The 17,476-nt window shown below is 73.5% G+C and carries 14 protein-coding genes; 3 read left to right on the top strand and 11 right to left on the bottom strand.

Annotated features, from left to right (window positions below; translation table 11 throughout):
- Positions 1–247: 247 nt before the first annotated feature.
- Positions 248–2,182 (top strand): alkaline phosphatase family protein, encoded by a 1,935-nt coding sequence (locus QNO07_RS01495; RefSeq protein ID WP_502961752.1) that lies wholly within the window; start codon positions 248–250, stop codon positions 2,180–2,182.
- Positions 2,183–2,199: 17 nt separating this feature from the next.
- On the opposite strand, the gene QNO07_RS01490 is transcribed toward QNO07_RS01495, so the two are convergent.
- From QNO07_RS01490 to QNO07_RS01465, 6 genes are all read right to left on the bottom strand, one after another.
- Entirely contained in the window at positions 2,200–2,991 is a 792-nt protein-coding gene (locus tag QNO07_RS01490) for a helix-turn-helix domain-containing protein (RefSeq protein ID WP_283989468.1), read from the bottom strand.
- A gap of 129 nt (positions 2,992–3,120) precedes the next feature.
- The gene (locus QNO07_RS01485) at positions 3,121–4,278 is read right to left on the bottom strand and encodes a S1 family peptidase (RefSeq protein ID WP_283989467.1); all 1,158 of its coding nucleotides are present in this window, start codon (positions 4,276–4,278) and stop codon (positions 3,121–3,123) included.
- A gap of 112 nt (positions 4,279–4,390) precedes the next feature.
- The gene (locus tag QNO07_RS01480) at positions 4,391–5,350 is read right to left on the bottom strand and encodes a LysR family transcriptional regulator (RefSeq protein WP_283989466.1); all 960 of its coding nucleotides are present in this window, start codon (positions 5,348–5,350) and stop codon (positions 4,391–4,393) included.
- 151 nt (positions 5,351–5,501) lie between these two features.
- Positions 5,502–6,155, bottom strand: a complete 654-nt coding sequence (locus QNO07_RS01475) for a fasciclin domain-containing protein (RefSeq protein ID WP_283989465.1) — start codon at positions 6,153–6,155, stop codon at positions 5,502–5,504.
- A gap of 80 nt (positions 6,156–6,235) precedes the next feature.
- Complete coding sequence (locus QNO07_RS01470) at positions 6,236–7,852, bottom strand: molybdopterin-dependent oxidoreductase (RefSeq protein ID WP_349636797.1); 1,617 nt, start codon at positions 7,850–7,852, stop codon at positions 6,236–6,238.
- A 189-nt stretch (positions 7,853–8,041) separates the two neighbouring features.
- Entirely contained in the window at positions 8,042–8,764 is a 723-nt protein-coding gene (locus tag QNO07_RS01465; RefSeq protein ID WP_283989464.1) for a siderophore-interacting protein, read from the bottom strand.
- A gap of 103 nt (positions 8,765–8,867) precedes the next feature.
- Here QNO07_RS01465 and QNO07_RS01460 point away from each other — a divergent pair, with 103 nt between their 5' ends.
- Positions 8,868–10,943, top strand: coding sequence for a penicillin acylase family protein (locus QNO07_RS01460; protein WP_283989463.1), 2,076 nt, complete (start codon positions 8,868–8,870; stop codon positions 10,941–10,943).
- A complete protein-coding gene (locus tag QNO07_RS01455; RefSeq protein ID WP_283989462.1) occupies positions 10,933–11,511 on the top strand; it encodes a GNAT family N-acetyltransferase in 579 nt (192 codons plus the stop codon). The genes QNO07_RS01460 and QNO07_RS01455 overlap by 11 nt, the downstream gene beginning before the upstream one ends.
- A 63-nt stretch (positions 11,512–11,574) precedes the next feature.
- On the opposite strand, the gene QNO07_RS01450 is transcribed toward QNO07_RS01455, so the two are convergent.
- The 5 genes from QNO07_RS01450 to QNO07_RS01430 all read right to left on the bottom strand — a co-directional run bounded on the left by QNO07_RS01450 (position 11,575) and on the right by QNO07_RS01430 (position 17,365).
- Positions 11,575–12,942, bottom strand: a complete 1,368-nt coding sequence (locus QNO07_RS01450; RefSeq protein ID WP_283989461.1) for a cryptochrome/photolyase family protein — start codon at positions 12,940–12,942, stop codon at positions 11,575–11,577.
- 77 nt (positions 12,943–13,019) lie between these two features.
- Complete coding sequence (locus tag QNO07_RS01445) at positions 13,020–13,775, bottom strand: anti-sigma factor (protein ID WP_283989460.1); 756 nt, start codon at positions 13,773–13,775, stop codon at positions 13,020–13,022.
- Complete coding sequence (locus QNO07_RS01440) at positions 13,772–14,356, bottom strand: sigma-70 family RNA polymerase sigma factor (protein ID WP_283989459.1); 585 nt, start codon at positions 14,354–14,356, stop codon at positions 13,772–13,774. The genes QNO07_RS01445 and QNO07_RS01440 overlap by 4 nt, the downstream gene beginning before the upstream one ends.
- 236 nt (positions 14,357–14,592) lie before the next feature.
- Positions 14,593–15,420, bottom strand: coding sequence for an aldo/keto reductase (locus tag QNO07_RS01435; protein ID WP_283989458.1), 828 nt, complete (start codon positions 15,418–15,420; stop codon positions 14,593–14,595).
- Between the two features lie 118 nt (positions 15,421–15,538).
- Positions 15,539–17,365 carry an AMP-dependent synthetase/ligase gene (locus tag QNO07_RS01430; RefSeq protein WP_283989457.1) on the bottom strand — a complete coding sequence of 609 codons (1,827 nt, stop codon included), beginning with the start codon at positions 17,363–17,365 and terminating at the stop codon, positions 15,539–15,541.
- Positions 17,366–17,476: the final 111 nt, after the last annotated feature.

The raw sequence follows: 17,476 nt of genomic DNA, 5'->3' as shown, positions 1-17,476 counted from the left end.
GCTTCGTCGGCCGCTGCTCGAAAGCCTACGGCTGTCTCCCCGCGCACCGGCCGCGCGCACCGGCCCGCCGGGGGGCAAGGGCGGGGCGGTGACCGCTGTGCGAGGGTGAGGGCGAGGGGTGCGGGTGGCCACACGGCCGCCGAGGGGAGAGAGGAGCGCGCCGGTGCCGACGCGCAGACCGGCCTGGTGCCACCGCGGCGCCGCCGCACTGCGGGTGCTGGCCGTGTGGGGCGTCGCCACGGCGACGATGCTGCTGCTGGCCGCCGTGCTGCCCGACTTCCGCCTGCAGTCCGCCGCCGGGGACAGCGTCACCCGGATCGGGCTGACCGCGGCGCTGGGCGCCGGGGTGTTCGGCGTCCTGAGCGCGCTGGTGTGGCCTTTCGTCGTCCGGGCCCTGCTGCTCGTCCCGGCGCTGGTACTCGGCCTGCTGGTCTTCTTCCTCAACGGCTCTCTGCTGCTGGTCGCCCTGAGCGCCATCCCCGGGCGGGGCGAGGCCGATCCGCGCACCGCCGTGGTGGTGGCCGCGGTCATGTCTGCGGCGTCCTCCGCCACCAGCACCTTTCTCGCGGTCCGCGACGACGAGGCGTACCAGCGGCGCCTGGCGCGGCTGGCCGACCGGCGCCGCCGCCGCACGGGCCGCGAGTCGACCCGGCCCGGCCCCGGCACCGTCTTCCTCCAGCTCGACGGGGTCGGCCACCGCGTCCTGCGGGAGGCGCTCGCCGGGCCGGAACCGCTCATGCCGGCCGTCGCCGCGCTGCTCGGCAGCACCCACCGGCTGACCGCCTGGCACACCGACTGGAGCAGCCAGACCGCCGCCAGCCAGCTCGGCATCCTGCACGGCAGCTGCGCGGACGTGCCGGCGTTCCGCTGGTACGAGAAGCCGACCGGCGAGGTGGTCATCAGCAACCGGCCCTCCGCCGCGGCCGAGCTGCAGCGCCGGGCGCAGGCCAGGACCGGGCAGCGCGGGCTGCTCGCCGGGGACGGTGCCAGCCGCGGAAATTTGTTCAGCGGCGGGGCCGACCAGCTCGCGCTGGTGCTGTCGGTGGCCGCGCGCCGGGGACGGCACCAGCGTTCCCGGGCGGGGTACTTCGCTTACTTCAGCGACCCCGCCAACGCGACCCGCACCGCCGTGTCGTTCGTGGCGGAAGTGGTCAGGGAACTCTGCCAGTCCCTGCGCTCGCGGATCCGGGGAGACCGCCCCCGGGTGGGCAGGGGCGGCCTCTACCCGCTGATCCGGGCCTTCGCGACGGTCGTCGAGCGGGACGTGGTGGTCGCCGCGGTCATCGGCGACATGCTGTCCGGGCGGACGGCCGTCTACGCCGACCTCGTCGGCTACGACGAGGTGGCCCACCACTCCGGGCCGCGCAGCACCGACGCCCGGCAGGTCCTGGGCAGCCTGGACCGCTCGGTGGCGCTGCTGCTCGGCGCGGCCCGCCGGGCGCCGCGTCCTTACCGGGTGGTGCTGCTGTCCGACCACGGCCAGAGCACCGGGCCGACGTTCACCGGACGCTACGGCCTCACTCTGGAGGACCTGGTGCGGGCCGCGTCCGGGCTGCCGGTGCGGCGCCGCGCCCGGCACACGGCGAGCGACAGCGAGGCGCGGGCCGCCGCGCGCGCGGCGCTGCACCGGCCGGAGGACGGTCCCGGTGAGGAGACCCGGCACCCCCGCCCGCCCGGTCCGGTGGTGCTCGGCTCGGGCAACCTGGGGCTGGTCTCGTTCCCCGGCATCCCCGGCCGCGCCTGCCGGGAGGAGATCGACGCGCTGCACCCGGCGCTGCTCGCGGCCCTGGCCGACCATCCCGGTATCGGCTTCGTGCTCGTGGACAGTGCCGAGCACGGCCCGCTGGTGCTCGGGGCGCGGGGGGCCGAACACCGCCTGGCGACGGGCAAGGTCGTCGGTGACGACCCGCTGGCGCCCTTCGGCCCGCGCGCGGCGGCCGCCGTGCGACGCACGTCGGGCTTCGGCAACGCGGCCGACATCATGGTGAACTCGGCGGTCGACCCCGTCACCGGCGAGGTGCACGCCTTCGAGGAGCAGGTCGGCTCGCACGGCGGCCTCGGCGGGGAACAGTCCGAGGCGTTCCTGCTGTTCCCGCGGGAGCTGCCCGCCCCTGAGGCCGAGCCGGTCGGCGCCGAGGAGGTCCACCGCCTGCTGGCCCGCTGGCTGGACCGGTCGGGTTGAGCGGCTGCCGTCCGGCGTCAGCCGTCCCGCTCGGCGGCACGTGCGTGCAGTACGTCGGCGGTGGCCCGGTCGGCGGGCAGGAAGGTCTCGACCGCCAGTTCCGAGACGGTCACGTCGGCCGGGGTGTTGAACGTGGCGACGGTGGACAGGAACGACAGCGTCCGCCCGTCGTGATCCAGCAGCAGGGGCAGCGCGAACGCGGCCCGCTCGCCGGCCGGTTCGTCCCTGGGCAGGCCGGGCGGCGGCGGATAGCCGGCGACCTCCTCGTACAGTGCGGCCAGCGGGGGGTGCCGGACCAGGGCGAGCTGCCGTTCCATCTGGGAGAGCAGGTGCCCGCGCCACTGCCGGTGGTTGCGGATGCGCGGCGCCATGCCCCTGGGATGCAGGGTGAGCCGCATGGCGTTCAGCGGCGGGGTCAGCAGCTGCGGGTCCACGCCGTCCAGCAGCAGCGAGACGGCCCGGTTGGCGGCGACCACGGTGTAGGTGCCGTCCAGCACCACGGCCGGGTGCGGTTCGTGGCCGGCCACCATGCGCTCCAGGCCGTCGCGCAGGCCGTCCATCGCGGGGTCGTCCAGCGGGGTCTGCGGGTAGTGCGGCGCGTAACCGGCGGCCAGCAGCAGCGCGTTGCGTTCCCGTACCGGCACGTCGAGGTGGCCGGCGAGGCGCAGCAGCAGGTCGCGCCCCGGGCGGGCCCGCCCGGTCTCGACGAAGCTGAGGTGCCGGGCGGAGGAGTCGGCGCGCAGGGCCAGTTCCAGCTGGCTGATGCCCGCGCGCTGCCGCCACCCGCGCAGGAGTGATCCGACCGTCATGCCCCGACCCTAAGGGCTGCCCGGCGGAGTGTGGGCCCGGCCGCCGGGGCCCGTCGGCGCCCGGACGCGCCGGTGGCCCGTCGCGATCGGTGAGGATCGCGACGGGCCACCGGCCTTGGGCGGGGTGGGTCAGCCGGTCACGAGGGTGAGCCCGTACTGCGACAGGATCGGGTTGATCGGCTGGTAGAACGTGGTGCCACCGGTGCGGCAGTTGCCGGATCCACCGGAGGTCACGCCCTGGGCCTGGCGTCCGGAGATGTAGGAGCCGCCGGAGTCACCGGGCTCGGCGCACACACTGGTCCGGGTGACCCCGGAGATGGTGCCCTGCGGGTAGGTGACGCTGGTGTTGTGCTGCTGGATGGTTCCGCAGTGCCAGCCGGTGGTCGAGCCGGAACGGCACACCGAGGAGCCCACGGGCGCCTGGGTGGAGCCGGCCACCGTGGCGCTGGCGCCCTGGACGCGGGGAGTCGGGGTCCAGTTGCTGTTGACGGCGACCCAGGCCATGTCACGGCCGGGGAACCAGGAGGCCTGGAAGGTGCCCTGGGCGACCCGGTTGAAGCCCTGGGTGGCGTTGCCCGCCCGGCCGCAGTGGCCGGCCGTGGCGTAGCCCGGGGTGGTGCCGCGGCGGACCGAGAAGCCGATGGAGCAGCGGCCGGAGTTGTTGATGTAGTACGCCTGGCCGCCGACCAGGTCGTAGAAGGTGCGGTACTGCTCGTCGGACTTGACGATGCGCACCGCGTCGGCGTCGACGCCGCTGGCGGCGACCAGCTTCTCCGCCTTGGCGGGTGTCGCGGAGCGGACCACGACGCTGTTGGACTTGACGTCCACGTACCACAGCGAGGCGGCCTGGGAGTTCTGCTTCGCCGCGGCGCGGTCCAGCTTGGCTATCGCCGCGTCCAGCGACTTCAGGCTGTGGTCGACGACCTTGGCGGTGGCGCCACTGCGCTCGATGGCGGCGGCCTGGCCGCTGTCGGTGGTGGCGACGACGAGCTGTGCGGTCTCACCCGCTACCCAGGCGCCGCCGTAGCGGCTTCCGAGGTCCTTGGCGAGGGCGGGGGCCAGCTTGCCGGCCTTCGCCTCGTTGGCCACCCGGCTCTCGACCTGGGCCGGGGTGAGGCCGAGGTCGCGTTCCATGGCCTTGAGCATCTCGGCGGGCATCTTCGCCGTGGCCTTGGCTGCGGGTGCCTGCGGTGCCTCCAGCGCGCCCGCGGTGGCGGGCAGCGTGGTGATACCGAGTGCGGCGATCGCGACGGCTGCCGAGGCGATCACACTGCGTCTGTGGAGCATGGGGGTTCTCCTCAGTGTCGGGGGTGCAGGCCACAACCTAGCCACTCCGAGCGATGGCGTGTACCTGCCAGTTCACCCCTCTCGCGGTGTGATGGAACCGGATACCGGACAGTCAGCCGGCTGTCCCGTACCGCGCGTTCGCCTCCAGCCAGCGCACGTACCGGGGATTGCGCCGGGCCGCCTCCCCGTGGACCTGCCGCGAGTGCAGGGCGACCGTGGGGGCCCCGCCGGCGGCCGACGAGCCCGGGTGGTGCCCCACGAGGTGGCGCCAGCTGAGCGGCGTACCGGTGAGCGGCATGGTGACGATGCCCGGGGTCGGCGGGAAGGTGGCCCGGCACAGTCCCACCGCCCGTCCCACCTGCACCAGGTGCACACAGGAGGCGGTGTCGGTCTCGAAGACGCTCAGCGGGGTGAACCCGGCCCGGCTGCAGGCGGCGGTGAAGCAGTCCCCGAAGCAGCCGTCGCCCGGTGCGTTCGCCCAGCGCTCCTCCGCCAGCTTGCTCAGCTCCAGCTCGCCGTCGCCGGCGTGCGGGTGGCGCTCGGAGAGCATCACGAACACCGGGTCGCGCCCCACCGGCTGCCAGGCCAGTTGGTCGGCGGCCGGCGGTGAACTCTCGCCGCACACGCCGATGAGGGCGAAGTCCAGCCGTCCGGTGAGGACGAGGTCGCATATCTCCGACACCGACCAGGACGTGACGGTGCTCAGCGGCGCCTCCGGGTGGAGCTCCGATATGCGGTCCACCAGCGCGCCCAGCAGCGGGCCGTGGGTGCCGCCGATGCGGAACCGCAGACCCTCGCCCCAGGTCTGGGAGAAGCGCTGGGCGTCCTCCTGGAGCTGCCGCATCGCCGGCAGCAGCACCCTGGCCCGGTCCAGGACCAGTTCGCCGAGCGGGGTGGGCCGGGCGCCGCCCCGGTCCCGTACGAAGAGAGTGCCGCCCAGTACACGTTCGATCCTCTTGAGCTGGGCGCTGAGCGCGGACTGGGCAAGCCCCAGCGAAGTGGCCGCCCGGGTGAGGCTGCCCGCCTCGTCGATTGCCCGGATGACCTTCAGATGCCGCAACTCCAATTCCATGCAGCGAAATTACGGCGCCGTGCGCGGCTGAGCAATACACCTTTCACCCGGCCTTCGCCGGGACTTCTTCCCGACATGCCGCTGACACGGAGGCGACATGCCGAAGCACCGCACCGGGGAAGTGCCGGGTGCGGTGCCTCGGCGGACGGGGTCAGGACTTCGGCATCAGCACGGTGTCGACGATGTAGACGGTGGCGTTCGAGGTCTGCACGTTGCCGCAGACGATGTTGGACTCGTCGTTGACCTGGTACTCCTCGTCGGAGCCGGAGGTGGTGAGCTTGCTCGTCTCCAGGGTCTCGAACTCGCCGTCCTCCAGGTCGGACGGCGCCAGGCGCTCACCCACCACGTGGTAGGTGAGGACCTTGGTCAGCTCGTCCTTGTCCGCCAGCAGCGCCTTCAGGTCGTCCTCGGGCAGCTTGTCGAAGGCGTCGTTGGTCGGCGCGAAGACGGTGATGTCCTCGGAGTTGTTCAGCGTGTCGACCAGGTCGGCCTGATCCACGGCGTCGACCAGGGTGGACAGCTCGGGGTTGTTGGAGGCGGCGGTGGCGACCGGGTCCTCCGCCATGCCGTCGAAGCTGCCGTCGCCCTCCTCGGGTACGTCGGCACAGGCGGTGCCGAACGGCGCGTCGGCCTGGGTGGCGTCCTCGGTGGGCTCGGGCGTCGTGTCCTGCTCGTTGTTGACCGGGGCGGTCGCCTCGGTGGCGGCGGTGTCGGAGCTGTCCGACGAGCAGGCGGTGACGGCCAGCGGCAGCACGGCGGCGGCGGCGATGGCGACGATGCTGCGGCGGATGCGGTGGGCGTTCATGGTTCTTCTCCTGGGTGGGGTGGGGGCTCCGCTGCGGAGCCCCGCGGATCGGTGGGACGGACGGTGGGGGAGTCGGCGTGTCAGGCCACGTTGACCACCACCGAGTGCCACCCGGTCGCACCGTCGGGGATGGTCCCGACGCGCTCTGCGGTCTGTGTGCGGCCCTTGCCGTCAGTGGCGCGGACCTCCAGCCGGTGCCGCCCGGAGGTGGCCGGCCAGTCCCAGACCCACTGCCGCCAGGTGTCGGCGGAGTGCTCAGCGGCGAGCTCGGCGGCCCGCCAGGGCCCGTCGTCGACGCGGACCTCGACCCGGTCGACGCCGCGGTGCTGGGCCCATGCCACCCCGGCGACCCGCACGGTCCCGGGGGAGGGGGTGGCGAAGGGCTTGGGGGTGTCGATGCGCGACTGGGTCTTGACGGGGGCCTCACGGGCCCAGTTCCGCTTGACCCAGTACACGTCGTAGTCGTCGAACGTGGTCAGTTCCAACTCCGTGAGCCATTTGCAGGCAGAGACGTATCCGTACAGACCGGGCACGACCATGCGTACCGGAAATCCGTTGCGGAAGGGGAGCGGCTCGCCGTTCATACCCAAGGCGAGCAGCGCGTCCCTGCCGTCCAGCACCGTTTCCACGGGTGAACCGAAGGTCATGCCCTCCACCGATCGGGCCACCAGCTGGTCGGCCGGGCCGCCGGCGGACGGCGCCCGCACGCCCGCCTCACGCAGCAGGTCCGCCAGCGGCACGCCGATCCAGCGGGCGTTGCCCACGTAGGGGCCGCCGACCTCGTTGGAGACGCAGGTGAGCGTGATGTCCCGCTCGACCAGGTCGCGGCGCAGCAGGTCGTCGTAGGTCAGCTCCAGCTCGCGCCGCACACCGCGGCCGTGGATGCGCAGCTTCCAGGTGGTGGCGTCCACCTTCGGCACGACCAGTGCGGTGTCCACCCGGTAGAAGTCGGAGTTGGGGGTGGTGAACGGGCTGAGCCCGTCGATTTTGAGGTCCGCCCCGGCGGGCACCGCGCCGGCGGGTGAGGCGGGCCGGGGGAGCACGATGCCGGAGCGGGAAGCGGCTGCCTCGGCCCCGCTGGACGCGTTCAGGCGCCGACCCAGTACGCCTGCGCCCGCCGAGGCAGCCGCGGTGGCAGCGGCGGCGGCCACGAAGCCGCGCCGGTCGAAACCGGCTGCCGTCCGCTGCCTGTCCTTGGGTCCCCCGGTCTCCTCGGCGGCGGAGCCCGCGGTCAGGCGCCCGGCAAGGAGGTACAGGACCGCGGCGCCAGCCATGGCGCCGACCACCGAGGGGATCGCGTCGGTCGCGCTTCCGTCCGGCCGGCCCGCGGCAGCCACCGCGCCGACCACGCCGAACACCAGCACGCCCGCGGAGGCCGCCCGCCGGTACCGCAGGGCCAGCAGGCCCAGGGCGATGCCGAACAGGGCCAGGAGCACCAGGATGCCGCCCAGCAGCACCACCTTGTCGGCGCTGCCGAAGGTCTGCACGGCCCAGTCCTTCACCCCGGAGGGGGTCCGGTCGATGACCGCCCCGCCGACCGCGGTGACCGGGCCGGACTCGGGGCGCACCGCCGCGGAGACGAGTTCGGCGACGGCCAGAGAGGCGAACCCGGCGAGCAGGCCGCTCAGCGCGGCGGCGCAGGCCACCGGCCAGGACCTCGGCTTCGTGGGTGCTTTCTTTGCTGTCACACCCCCCATTCGTCGCTGACTGTTCGGCGGATTGCTCCTTCACCCGGAAGAATTAAATCCCCGTGGGAATCAACGAAATGTACGGCGCCCACCAATCCGCACGCCGATCCGCTCCGAATACCCGCCCCAGGTTTCGTATGCGCGTGCGCCGTCGCGCGGTGCGCCCGGAAAACGGGTGGGCGAACCGTGCCGGGGCCCTCAGGGCCGCCAGTAACCCAGGGCGTGCACCCGGTCCTTGGGTACGGCCGCCTCCTTGCGCAGGTGCGACGCCAGTGTCCGGGTGGTGGCGGTGTCGCAGGCGATCCAGAAGTAGGTGCCGTCCGTACCGGACGGGTCGTCGGCCAGGGCCGCTCGGAACTGCGACACCAGGTGCGCACCGCCGTCGCGGCGCGGCACCCACCGGACCTCGTGCCGTGCCGGGTCGGACCGCAGTGGCAGCTTCTCGTCGGCCGGGTGCGAGGCCTCCAGCCAGACCGTGGCCGGGACGGCGGGCGTGGCGTCGAGCAGAGAGTTGACGGCCGGGAGCGATGCCGCGTCACCCACCACGCAGAGCCGGGAGGGCGTAGGGGAGGGCACCGTGAAGCCCGTGCCCTGCACGGTCGCCTCGATGGTGTCGCCGGGCTTCGCCGTGCGCGCCCAGTCGCTGGCGCAGCCCTCGTGCAGGGCGAACTCCAGCCCGAAGGTGCCGTCCGAGGGGTCGGGGTCCACCAGGGTGTACGCGCGCTGGTGCGGCCGGCCCGCGTTGTCGAACCACAGCCGCACCCACATCGTGGGGTGCGTGCCGGTCGCCGCCAGCATGCCGCCGTCGGTCAGGCGCAGCCGCCGGTACCGCTCGCCGACATCCTCGTTCCTGGTCACCGTGCACACGAAGTCCTTGCCGCGCAGTAGTTTGAGTACCACGCCCTCCCAGCCGTGACCCATGCGCCGCTCTCCCCTCGTCGGTGGATCCGCCCCGGTCACGTTGCGCCCGGCGTCCGAATTCCATAAGTTAGGGCAGCCTAACCTAAAGATCTGCGGGGGACGTGTGAGCATCGAGGTCCACAGAGACGCCTGGGGGATTCCCCACCTGCGTGCCGGCAGCGCGCGTGAACTGGCCTACGCCCAGGGGCACAACGCCGCCGTCGACCGGGCGTGGCAGCTGGAGGTCGAACGCCACCGGGCACAGGGCACGACGGCCGCCTTCCTGGGACCCGAGGCGGTCGGCTGGGACCGGCTCGCCCGGCAGTCCCGCCTGGAGGACACCGCCCGGCGGTGCTTCCGCAGCCTCGACGAGGAGACCCGCGACTGGGTCACCGCCTACACCGACGGCGTCAACGCGGGCCTGCCCGAGGGCGCCGCCGCCGCGCCGGAGTTCGCCGCCACCGCGCTGACGCCCGGCACCTGGCAGCCGTGGACGCCGCTGGGTGTGTGGCTCGCCACGCACCTGCTGTTCGCCGGCTTCCCCACCAAGCTGTGGCGGGAGGAGGTGGTCAGGCGCCTGGGCCCCGACGCCGTCGAGCTGTTCGCCACCGACGGCCCCGGCACGACCGGCAGCAACGGCTGGCTGGTCACCGGGGAGCGCACCGCCACCGGCGCCCCGCTGCTCGCCGGCGACCCGCACCGCTTCATCGAGGACCCCGGTGTCTACCAGCAGGTCCACCTCGCCTGCCCGGAGTTCGACGTCGTCGGCCTGGCGGTGCCCGGAGTGCCCGGCATCGCCCACTTCGGCCACACCGGCCACGTCGCCTGGGCGATCACCAACGCGATGGCCGACTACCAGGACCTCTACCGTGAGCGGCTGCGCCGCCGCGGCGACCGACTGGAGGCGCTCGGGCCCGACGGCTGGCGTCCCGCCTCGCACCGCACCGAGACCATCGACGTGGCCGGCGCGGACGCGGTCACCGTGGACCTGGTGGAGACCGACCGCGGGCCGGTCGTCATCGGCGGCCCCGAGGACGCGGAGGCCATCAGCCTTCGCTGCCCGCCGCGCGTAAGGCACGACCTCGGCTTCGGCACCCTGCCCGCGCTGCTGCGCGCCACGACCGTCGACGACGTGGACCGGGCCGTGGACCAGTGGGTGGAGCCCGTCAACGTGGTGCAGGCCGCCGACACCCGGGGCGGCCTGCTGCACCGGGTCGCCGGGCGGGTGCCCGTGCGCTCCCGCGACAACCAGCTGCGGGTGGTCGACGCCTGGGAGGACGGGCACGCCTGGCGCGGATGGCACGGCCAGATGCCCAGGGAGGCCGTCCGCGGCGTCGCGGTGATGGCCAACCAGCGCGGCCTGGCCGCGCCGCTGGGCGTGGAGTTCGCACCGCCGCACCGAGCCACCCGCATCCGGGAACTCCTGGAGCGGTCCACGGTGTGGACGGCCGAGTCCGTCGCCGCCGTGCACACCGACACCCAGCTCGCCTCGGCCCGCCCGCTGCTCAACCTGCTCGACCGACTCTCCCGGCTGAGCCCGCCCGGCGCGGCCCTGCGGGAGCGGCTGCTGGCCTGGGACCGGCGGATGGACGCCGCCAGCACCGACGCCACCGCCTACGCCGAGCTGCGGGCCGCCGTGGTGCGTCGGTTCGCGGCCGAACCGTCGCTGGCACCGCTGGCCGGGCCCGTGGACCGGCCCGGTGTCTTCCAGCCGTGGCTGGCGCTGGGGCCGAGGGTGGCCTTCGCCCTGGAGAACCTGCTCACCACGGACCAGCTGCCCAACATCGACCGGCTCGACACCGTCCGGGCCGCCGTCGAGGAAGTGGCCGCCAGGGAAGGGGACTTCGAGCCGTGGGGCGAGGTGCACCGGCTGGCGCCCTGGCAGGCGCTGCCGCCCGGACCGGACGGCGAGCCGGGCGAAGCGGGTGAGCGGTGGCCCGGTCTCGGCGGCGACCTGGACTGCGTGCTGTCCACGTCGAGCGTGCCCGGTTACACCCACCGCAGTGCCCGCGGTCCCGCCGCCCGCTTCGTGTGGGACCTCGCCCGGCGGGACGACAGCCGCTGGATCGTCCCGCTCGGCGCCTCCGGCGTTCCCGGCCACCCCCACCACCGCGACCAGCTGCCGCTGTGGCTGCGGGGCGAACTCGTCCCCGTGTGCACCGACTGGCAGCACCTCACCAAGGAGAAGCATGACGACTGAGCCGACCACCCGGGCAGCCGTGTACCGCAACCACGTCGAGGGGTTCGGGACGGTGAGCATCGTGCCCGTCGACCCGGACGCCGACGCCGCGGTCATCCACCGCTGGGTGGGGCAGGACCGGGCCCGCTTCTGGGGCATGGGTGAGGCGGACCTCGACCGGGTCCGGGAGATCTACTCCTACCTGGACTCGCTCACCACCCACCACGCCTACCTGGTCCAGCGGGACGGCACGCCGGCGGCGCTGTTCCAGACCTACGAGCCCGAGGCCGACCCGGTGGGGGAGTGCTACGACGTGCAGCCCGGCGACTTCGGCGTGCACCTGATGATCGGCCCCGCCGACGGTGAGCCGCAGCCCGGCTACACCGCCGTGCTGCTGGGCGAGTTCGTCGCCTGGGTGCTGTCGGAACCGGGTCGGCTGCGTATCGTCGCCGAGCCCGACGCGCGCAACACCAAGGCGCTGGACCGCCTGGTGCGCACCGGCTTCGAACTCGGCCCGGAGATCGACCTGGAGGGCAAGCGGGCCAGGCTGGCGTTCCTACGCCGCGAGGTCGCGCTCGCCGGCCGCTGACCGCGGGGGAGCAGGAGCAGCCGCACCGGGACGGGTGCCGGGCCCGGCACCCGCCGGCCCCGCTCAGTCGATGCCGCGGGCCTGCTTGAACCGGGCCAGCCCGTCGGTGAGGGACACGATCGGGGCTGGGTAGTCCAGCGTCTCCCGATCGGGGCCGGTCAGCTTCCACGGCTCGTGGATCGACCCGCCCGGCAGGTCGGCCAGCTCCGGCACCCAACGGCGGACGTAGGCACCGTCCGGGTCGAAGCGGCGGGCCTGCGCCACCGGGTTGAGCACCCGGTTGGGGCGGGTGTCGGTGCCCGTACCCGCCATCCACTGCCAGTTCAGCTGGTTGTTGGCGATGTCCCCGTCGACCAGCCAGCGCAGGAAGTGCCGGGCGCCCACCCGCCAGTCGACGTACAGGGTCTTGGTCAGGAAGCCCGCCGTGAGCAGCCTGCCGCGGTTGTGCATCCAGCCCTCGTGCTTCAGCTGCCGCATCGCCGCGTCGACCACCGGATAGCCGGTCATGCCCTCCCGCCACGCCCGGACCTCGTCCTTGGCGTCGTCCTCAGACCGCCACCGGTCGTGCCGGGTGCGGTAGTCCTCGGCCGAGGCGTGGGGCCGGGCGGCCAGCACCTGGTGGTGGAAGTCCCGCCACGCCAGCTGCCGCACGAACGCCTGCGGGCCCGCACCACCCGCCTGCTGCGCCCGGTGCACCAGTTCGACCGGCGACAGGCAGCCGAAGTGCAGGAACGGCGAGAGCCGCGAGGTCGCGTCCCCCGGCAGGTCGTCGTGCCGGTCCTCGTAGGCGCCGACGCCGTCGGCCAGCCAGCGGCGCGCCCGCTCCCGGCCCGCCGTCTCCCCGCCGGGCGCCACCGCCGGGGAGGCGCCGGGCACGTCCCGGGACGGCAGCGGCCCGGACTCCACGTCCGGCACGGCCACCCTCGCCGGGGCCGCCAGCGGCTCGCGCACACCGGCCCCGGCCCATCGGCGGAAGTACGGCGTGAACACCGCGAAGTGGTCGTTGCCGGGCGGGGTGACGGCCCCCGGAGGCAGTGCCGTCACCACCGCGTCGTGCACCCGCAGCTCGCAGCCCGTGCCGGACAGCGCCGACCGCAGCCGCTCCTCACGCCGCTGGGCGTGGCCGCTGACCCCGGCCGCGAGGTGCACCCGCGTCGCGCCGGTCTCCCGTACCACGGCGGCGACCTGCGCGGACGGCTCACCCGAACGCACCACGAGCCGGCCACCGCGCTCGCGCAGCCCGGCGTCGAGGTCGGCGAGCGAGTCTGCGAGGAACGCGCGGCGGTTCGGTGCGTCGAAGCCGGCGGCGTGCACGCCCGTATCCAGGACGAACAGCGGGACCACCGCCTCCGCCTCGGACAGTGCGGCCCGCAGCGGCGGATGGTCGTGCACCCGCAGATCGGAGGTGAACAGCACGACGGACACTCTCACGGACTTGACTCCTGTGCTCGCTGGCGGTCGGTGCACCCCCGGCCCGTCCGGCGCGCCTGCCGGGCGCCGGACCTCGGTCAGGCGGCGGGGAACTCCATGACGGCCAGCGGCTGTGAGGTCGGCTGCGGCGAACCGCCCGCCGGCTCCACGGTGACGCCCATGCCCGAGGCGTCCCCCACCTTCCCTTCCAGCAGAACCGCCTCGCCGGATGCGGCCGACGGCATCAGACCTGCCGGGCGCATCGTGCCACCGTCGTCGAACCAGAGCTGGTAGACCTTGCCGCTCGGCGGCTCGGGCATGCCGGAGGCGAGGAACGCCGCCCGGTCGCGCTCGGCGGAGACGACCACCGTCACCGTCGCGCCGTCGGACAACCGGTCGCTGCGCATTCGGGCGTCCGGGGCGGCCAGCACGCCCGCCAGCTCCTCGGTGCGCTGCTCGGCCTGCCGCGCCTGCTGCCGGGCGTCCTGCGCCGACTGGTACTGCCAGGCGGCGACCCCGCCGAACGCCGCGGCCACCGCCAGGCACGCCGCCAGCAGGAAGCGCGGCACCGCACGGACCCGCCGTCCCGGCCCCACGGCGGACGCCCCGCCGGACGGCCGCGGCGGTTCCTGACGCACGGTGGTGACCTGCCGCAGCACCCGCTGCCGCAGCTCCGGTGGCGGCGCCACGGCGACCGCGCGGCCCAGCCGCTCAGCGGTCTCCGTCAGCTCGCCCACCTCCTGCGTGCAGGAGGTGCAGGCGGCCAGGTGGCGTTCGAACTCCTCCCGTTCCGATGTGGACAGCGCGTGCACCGCGTAGGCGCCCGTCAACGTGTGCAGGTCGGCGGTGTTCATGCGCTCACCCCCAAGCAGTCCCGAAGCCGAATGAGTCCGTCGCGCAGCCGGGTCTTGACCGTGCCCAGCGGGATCGCCAGCAGATCGGCGACCTCCCGGTACGTCAGACCTCGGTAGTACGCCAGCGTCACCGACTGGCGTTGGAGCTCGGTGAGGGTACGCAGGCAGCGGCGGACCTGTTCACGTTCCAGCTGCGCCTCCACCTGTTCGGTGACCTCGTCGAACGCCGGGGTGCGGTCCAGCAGCGCCGCACGGTGCTCCCGGTCGGTGGCCGCCTGCGCGGACCTGACCCGGTCCACCGCCCTGCGGTGCGCCAGCGTCATCACCCAGCCCATGGCGCTGCCCTTGTCGGGCTGGAAGTGCGCGGCGAGGCGCCAGACCTCCACCAGCACCTCCTGGGCGACCTCCTCGGCCTGCGCGGGGTCGCGCAGCACGCTGCGCACCAGGCCGAGCACCGGACCGCACACCCGGTCGTAGACCGACGCGAAGGCGTCGGCGTCACCCCGGGCGACCTGGGCCATGAGTTCCTGCAGGTCGGGCTCCGCTCCGGCGGGTCCCGTGATGTGCACGACCTCTCTCATCCGGCGCTGCCCCCGTCGGACGAGTGGGTCCAGGGCCCGCGCGGGCCCCGCGTACGGCCGCACACCATGTCTGCCTCCCGTTGCTTGCTTGCACGAGCAGTTCGTAACCCGGCGGCTGCCGGATTGGTCGCGCCTTGGATTTTCCACGCACGACGCGCCGCGTCCCCGGTTCGGGACGCGGCGCGTCGTGGTGGTCCGCGTCGGCGGACGGGAGGCATCAGCTCATGCGGACCGGCTCAGCCCATGGTGTCGGGGTCGGGGCCCAGACGGGTGCCGGTGTTCAGGGAGGACAGGGCGGACAGGTCGGTGGTGTCCAGCTCGAAGCCGAACACGTCGATGTTCTCCTTGATGCGCGACGGGGTCACCGACTTGGGGATGACCACGTTGCCCAGCTGGAGGTGCCAGCGAAGGATCACCTGCGCCGGGGTCCTGCCGTGCTTCTCGGCGACCGCGGTGACCTGCGGGTCGGTGAGGATGTCCTTGCCCTGCCCCAGCGGCGACCACGCCTCGGTGGCGATGCCGTGCGCCGAGTGGAAGGTGCGCAGCTGGTCCTGCTGGAGCTGGGGGTGCAGCTCGACCTGGTTGAGGGCCGGGACCACGGAGGTCTCGTCGAGCAGCCGCTGCAGGTGGGCGGGCTGGAAGTTGGAGACGCCGATGGCCTTGACCCGGCCGTCGGCGTAGAGCCGCTCGAAGGCCCGCCAGGTGTCGACGAAACGGTCCTGCGTCGGCAGCGGCCAGTGGATCAGGTAGAGGTCGACGTACTCCAGGCCGAGCCGCCCGAGGGAGGCGTCGAAGGCCCGCAGTGTGCTGTCGTAGCCCTGGTCGTCGTTCCACAGCTTGGTGGTGACGAACAGCTCTTCGCGCGGCAGCCCGGACTCGGCGACGGCCTTGCCGGTACCCGTCTCGTTGCCGTAGATGGACGCCGTGTCGATGCTGCGGTAGCCCGCTTCGATGGCCTGCCCGACGGCGGCGGTGGCCTCGTCGTCCGGCACCTGCCACACGCCGAAGCCGAGCTGCGGCATCGCCACACCGTTGTTGAGAGTGATGTTGGGGACGTTGCTCACGAGCGGAGGGTCCTAACGTCGTTCGCGGTCATGGGTTCCTTCAGCGTCAACGATCACGCCGTGGTACGCATTCCCACAAAGCCGTCCGGCAGCCGTCACGCGCGGTGACGGGCCACTCTCACGTGCGGTACAGCGCCTCGATCTCGGCGGAGTAGGCCTTCTCCACGGCCCGCCGCTTCAGCTTCAGCGAAGGGGTCAGCAGCCCCTGCTCCTCGGTGAAGCGCACGCCCAGTATCCGGAAGGTGCGGATGGCCTCCGCCTGGGACACCCGGGTGTTCGCGGCGACCACGGCACGCCGGATCTCCGCCTCCAGATCGGAGTCCCTGACCAGTTCCGACAGCGACAGCTCCGGCTTGTGGCGCATCGCGAGCCAGTGCTCCACCGCGTCGGAGTCCAGGGTGACCAGCGCCGCCACGTAGGGGCGGTCGTTGCCCACGACCAGGCACCGGTCCACCAGCGGATGGTCGCGGACCCGCTCCTCCAGGACGGTGGGGGAGAGGCTCTTGCCGCTCGACGTCACCAGGATCTCCTTCTTGCGCCCGGTGATCGTCAGATACCCGTCGTCGTCCAGTGCGCCCAGGTCGCCGGTGGCCAGCCAGCCGTCCCGCAGCACGTCCGCGGTCGCCGCCGGATGGTTGTGGTAGCCCTGGAACACCTGCCGGCCGCGCAGCCAGATCTCCCCGTCCTCCGCGATCCGCACCGCCGTCCCCGGGATCGGTCGCCCGACGGTGCCGAACCGCGGCTGCTCGGGCGGGTTGGCGACCGAGGCCGCCGTCGTCTCGGTCAGCCCGTAACCCTCGTGGATGCGCAGCCCGGCGCCGTCGAAGAACAGGCCCAGCCGGCGATCCATGGCCGAGCCGCCGGACATCGCGTAGCGGCACCGGCCGCCCATCGAGGCCCGCAGCCTGCCGTACACCAGCCGGTCGAACACCTGGTGCTGCACCCGCAGCGCGGGCCCCGGGCCGGGGCCGGTGCCGAACGCCCGGTCCTCCACCGCCTCGGCGTACCGCACCGCCACGTCCGCGGCCCGGTCGAAGGCCGCCAGCCGCCCCTCGGTCTCCGCCCGGCGGCGTGCGGCCTGGTAGATGCGCTCGAAGAGGTACGGCACGGCCAGCACGAACGTCGGCCGGAAGGTGGCGAAGTCCGGCAGCAGCGCCGTCGCCGTCATGTCCGGCTGGTGGCCCATCCGCACCCCGTGCCGCACACCCGCCACCTCAACCATGCGGCCGAAGACGTGCGCCAGCGGCAGGAACAGCAGCGTGCACGGCGGTTCCCCGCCGCCCGCCCGGAACACCGGCTGGTACCGCTCCACGATGTTGTCGCACTCGGCCATGAAGTTGGCGTGCGTCAGCACGCAGCCCTTGGGGCGGCCCAGGGTGCCCGAGGTGTAGACGATGGTGGCGACGCTGTCCGGGGTGATCGCCATCCGGTGCCTGTGCACCACGTCGTCGTCCACCTGCGCACCGGCCTGGACCAGCTGCCGCTCGGCCCCCGCGTCGAGCTGCCACAGCCGCTTCAGCAGCGGCAGCCGGTGGATCACCGAACCGACGGTCATCGCGTGGTCCTCGTGCTCCACCACCGCCGCCGAGACCTCGGAGTCCTGCAGCATCCACTGCACCTGTTCGGCGGACGCCGTCGGGTACACCGGCACGACCTGCGCGCCCACGGCCCACAGCGCGAAGTCGAACAGCGTCCACTCGTAACGGGTGCGCGACATGAGCGCGACCCGGTCGCCGAAGCGCACCCCCTCGGCCAGCAGCCCCCTGGCCAGCGCCAGCACCTCGTCGCGGAAACGGGCGGCCGTGACGTCCCGCCACACGCCGCCGTCGTCCTTCCGGGAGAGCACCACCCGGTCGGGCTCGGCCGTGCCGCGCTCGAAGACGGCGTCCGCCAGGCCACCCGCCTGGGGAGCCGTCACCAGTGCGGGGACGGTCAGTTCACGCAACAGCCGCCCCCTTCCGTGTGCCGTGTGCCGTGAGTGCGGCGCGCCTGACCCAGAGTGGCGACGCTACCCGATGCGGCGGGAGTTGAGGAAGGCGATCCGCCGCAGGTCAGT

This window comes from Streptomyces sp. 549, assembly GCF_030124175.1.
In the GTDB taxonomy this organism is placed as follows: domain Bacteria; phylum Actinomycetota; class Actinomycetes; order Streptomycetales; family Streptomycetaceae; genus Streptomyces.
The sequence above is the reverse complement of the archived record's forward strand: the minus strand, read 5'-3'. Positions and strand labels throughout refer to the sequence as shown.

Coding starts and splice junctions, on each gene's coding strand:
- QNO07_RS01495 (WP_502961752.1), top strand. CDS start 248: ATGCTGCTGCTGGCCGCCGTGCTGCCCGACTTCCGCCTGCAGTCCGCC.
- QNO07_RS01490 (WP_283989468.1), bottom strand. CDS start 2,991: ATGACGGTCGGATCACTCCTGCGCGGGTGGCGGCAGCGCGCGGGCATC.
- QNO07_RS01485 (WP_283989467.1), bottom strand. CDS start 4,278: ATGCTCCACAGACGCAGTGTGATCGCCTCGGCAGCCGTCGCGATCGCC.
- QNO07_RS01480 (WP_283989466.1), bottom strand. CDS start 5,350: ATGGAATTGGAGTTGCGGCATCTGAAGGTCATCCGGGCAATCGACGAG.
- QNO07_RS01475 (WP_283989465.1), bottom strand. CDS start 6,155: ATGAACGCCCACCGCATCCGCCGCAGCATCGTCGCCATCGCCGCCGCC.
- QNO07_RS01470 (WP_349636797.1), bottom strand. CDS start 7,852: ATGGGGGGTGTGACAGCAAAGAAAGCACCCACGAAGCCGAGGTCCTGG.
- QNO07_RS01465 (WP_283989464.1), bottom strand. CDS start 8,764: ATGGGTCACGGCTGGGAGGGCGTGGTACTCAAACTACTGCGCGGCAAG.
- QNO07_RS01455 (WP_283989462.1), top strand. CDS start 10,933: ATGACGACTGAGCCGACCACCCGGGCAGCCGTGTACCGCAACCACGTC.
- QNO07_RS01445 (WP_283989460.1), bottom strand. CDS start 13,775: ATGAACACCGCCGACCTGCACACGTTGACGGGCGCCTACGCGGTGCAC.
- QNO07_RS01440 (WP_283989459.1), bottom strand. CDS start 14,356: ATGAGAGAGGTCGTGCACATCACGGGACCCGCCGGAGCGGAGCCCGAC.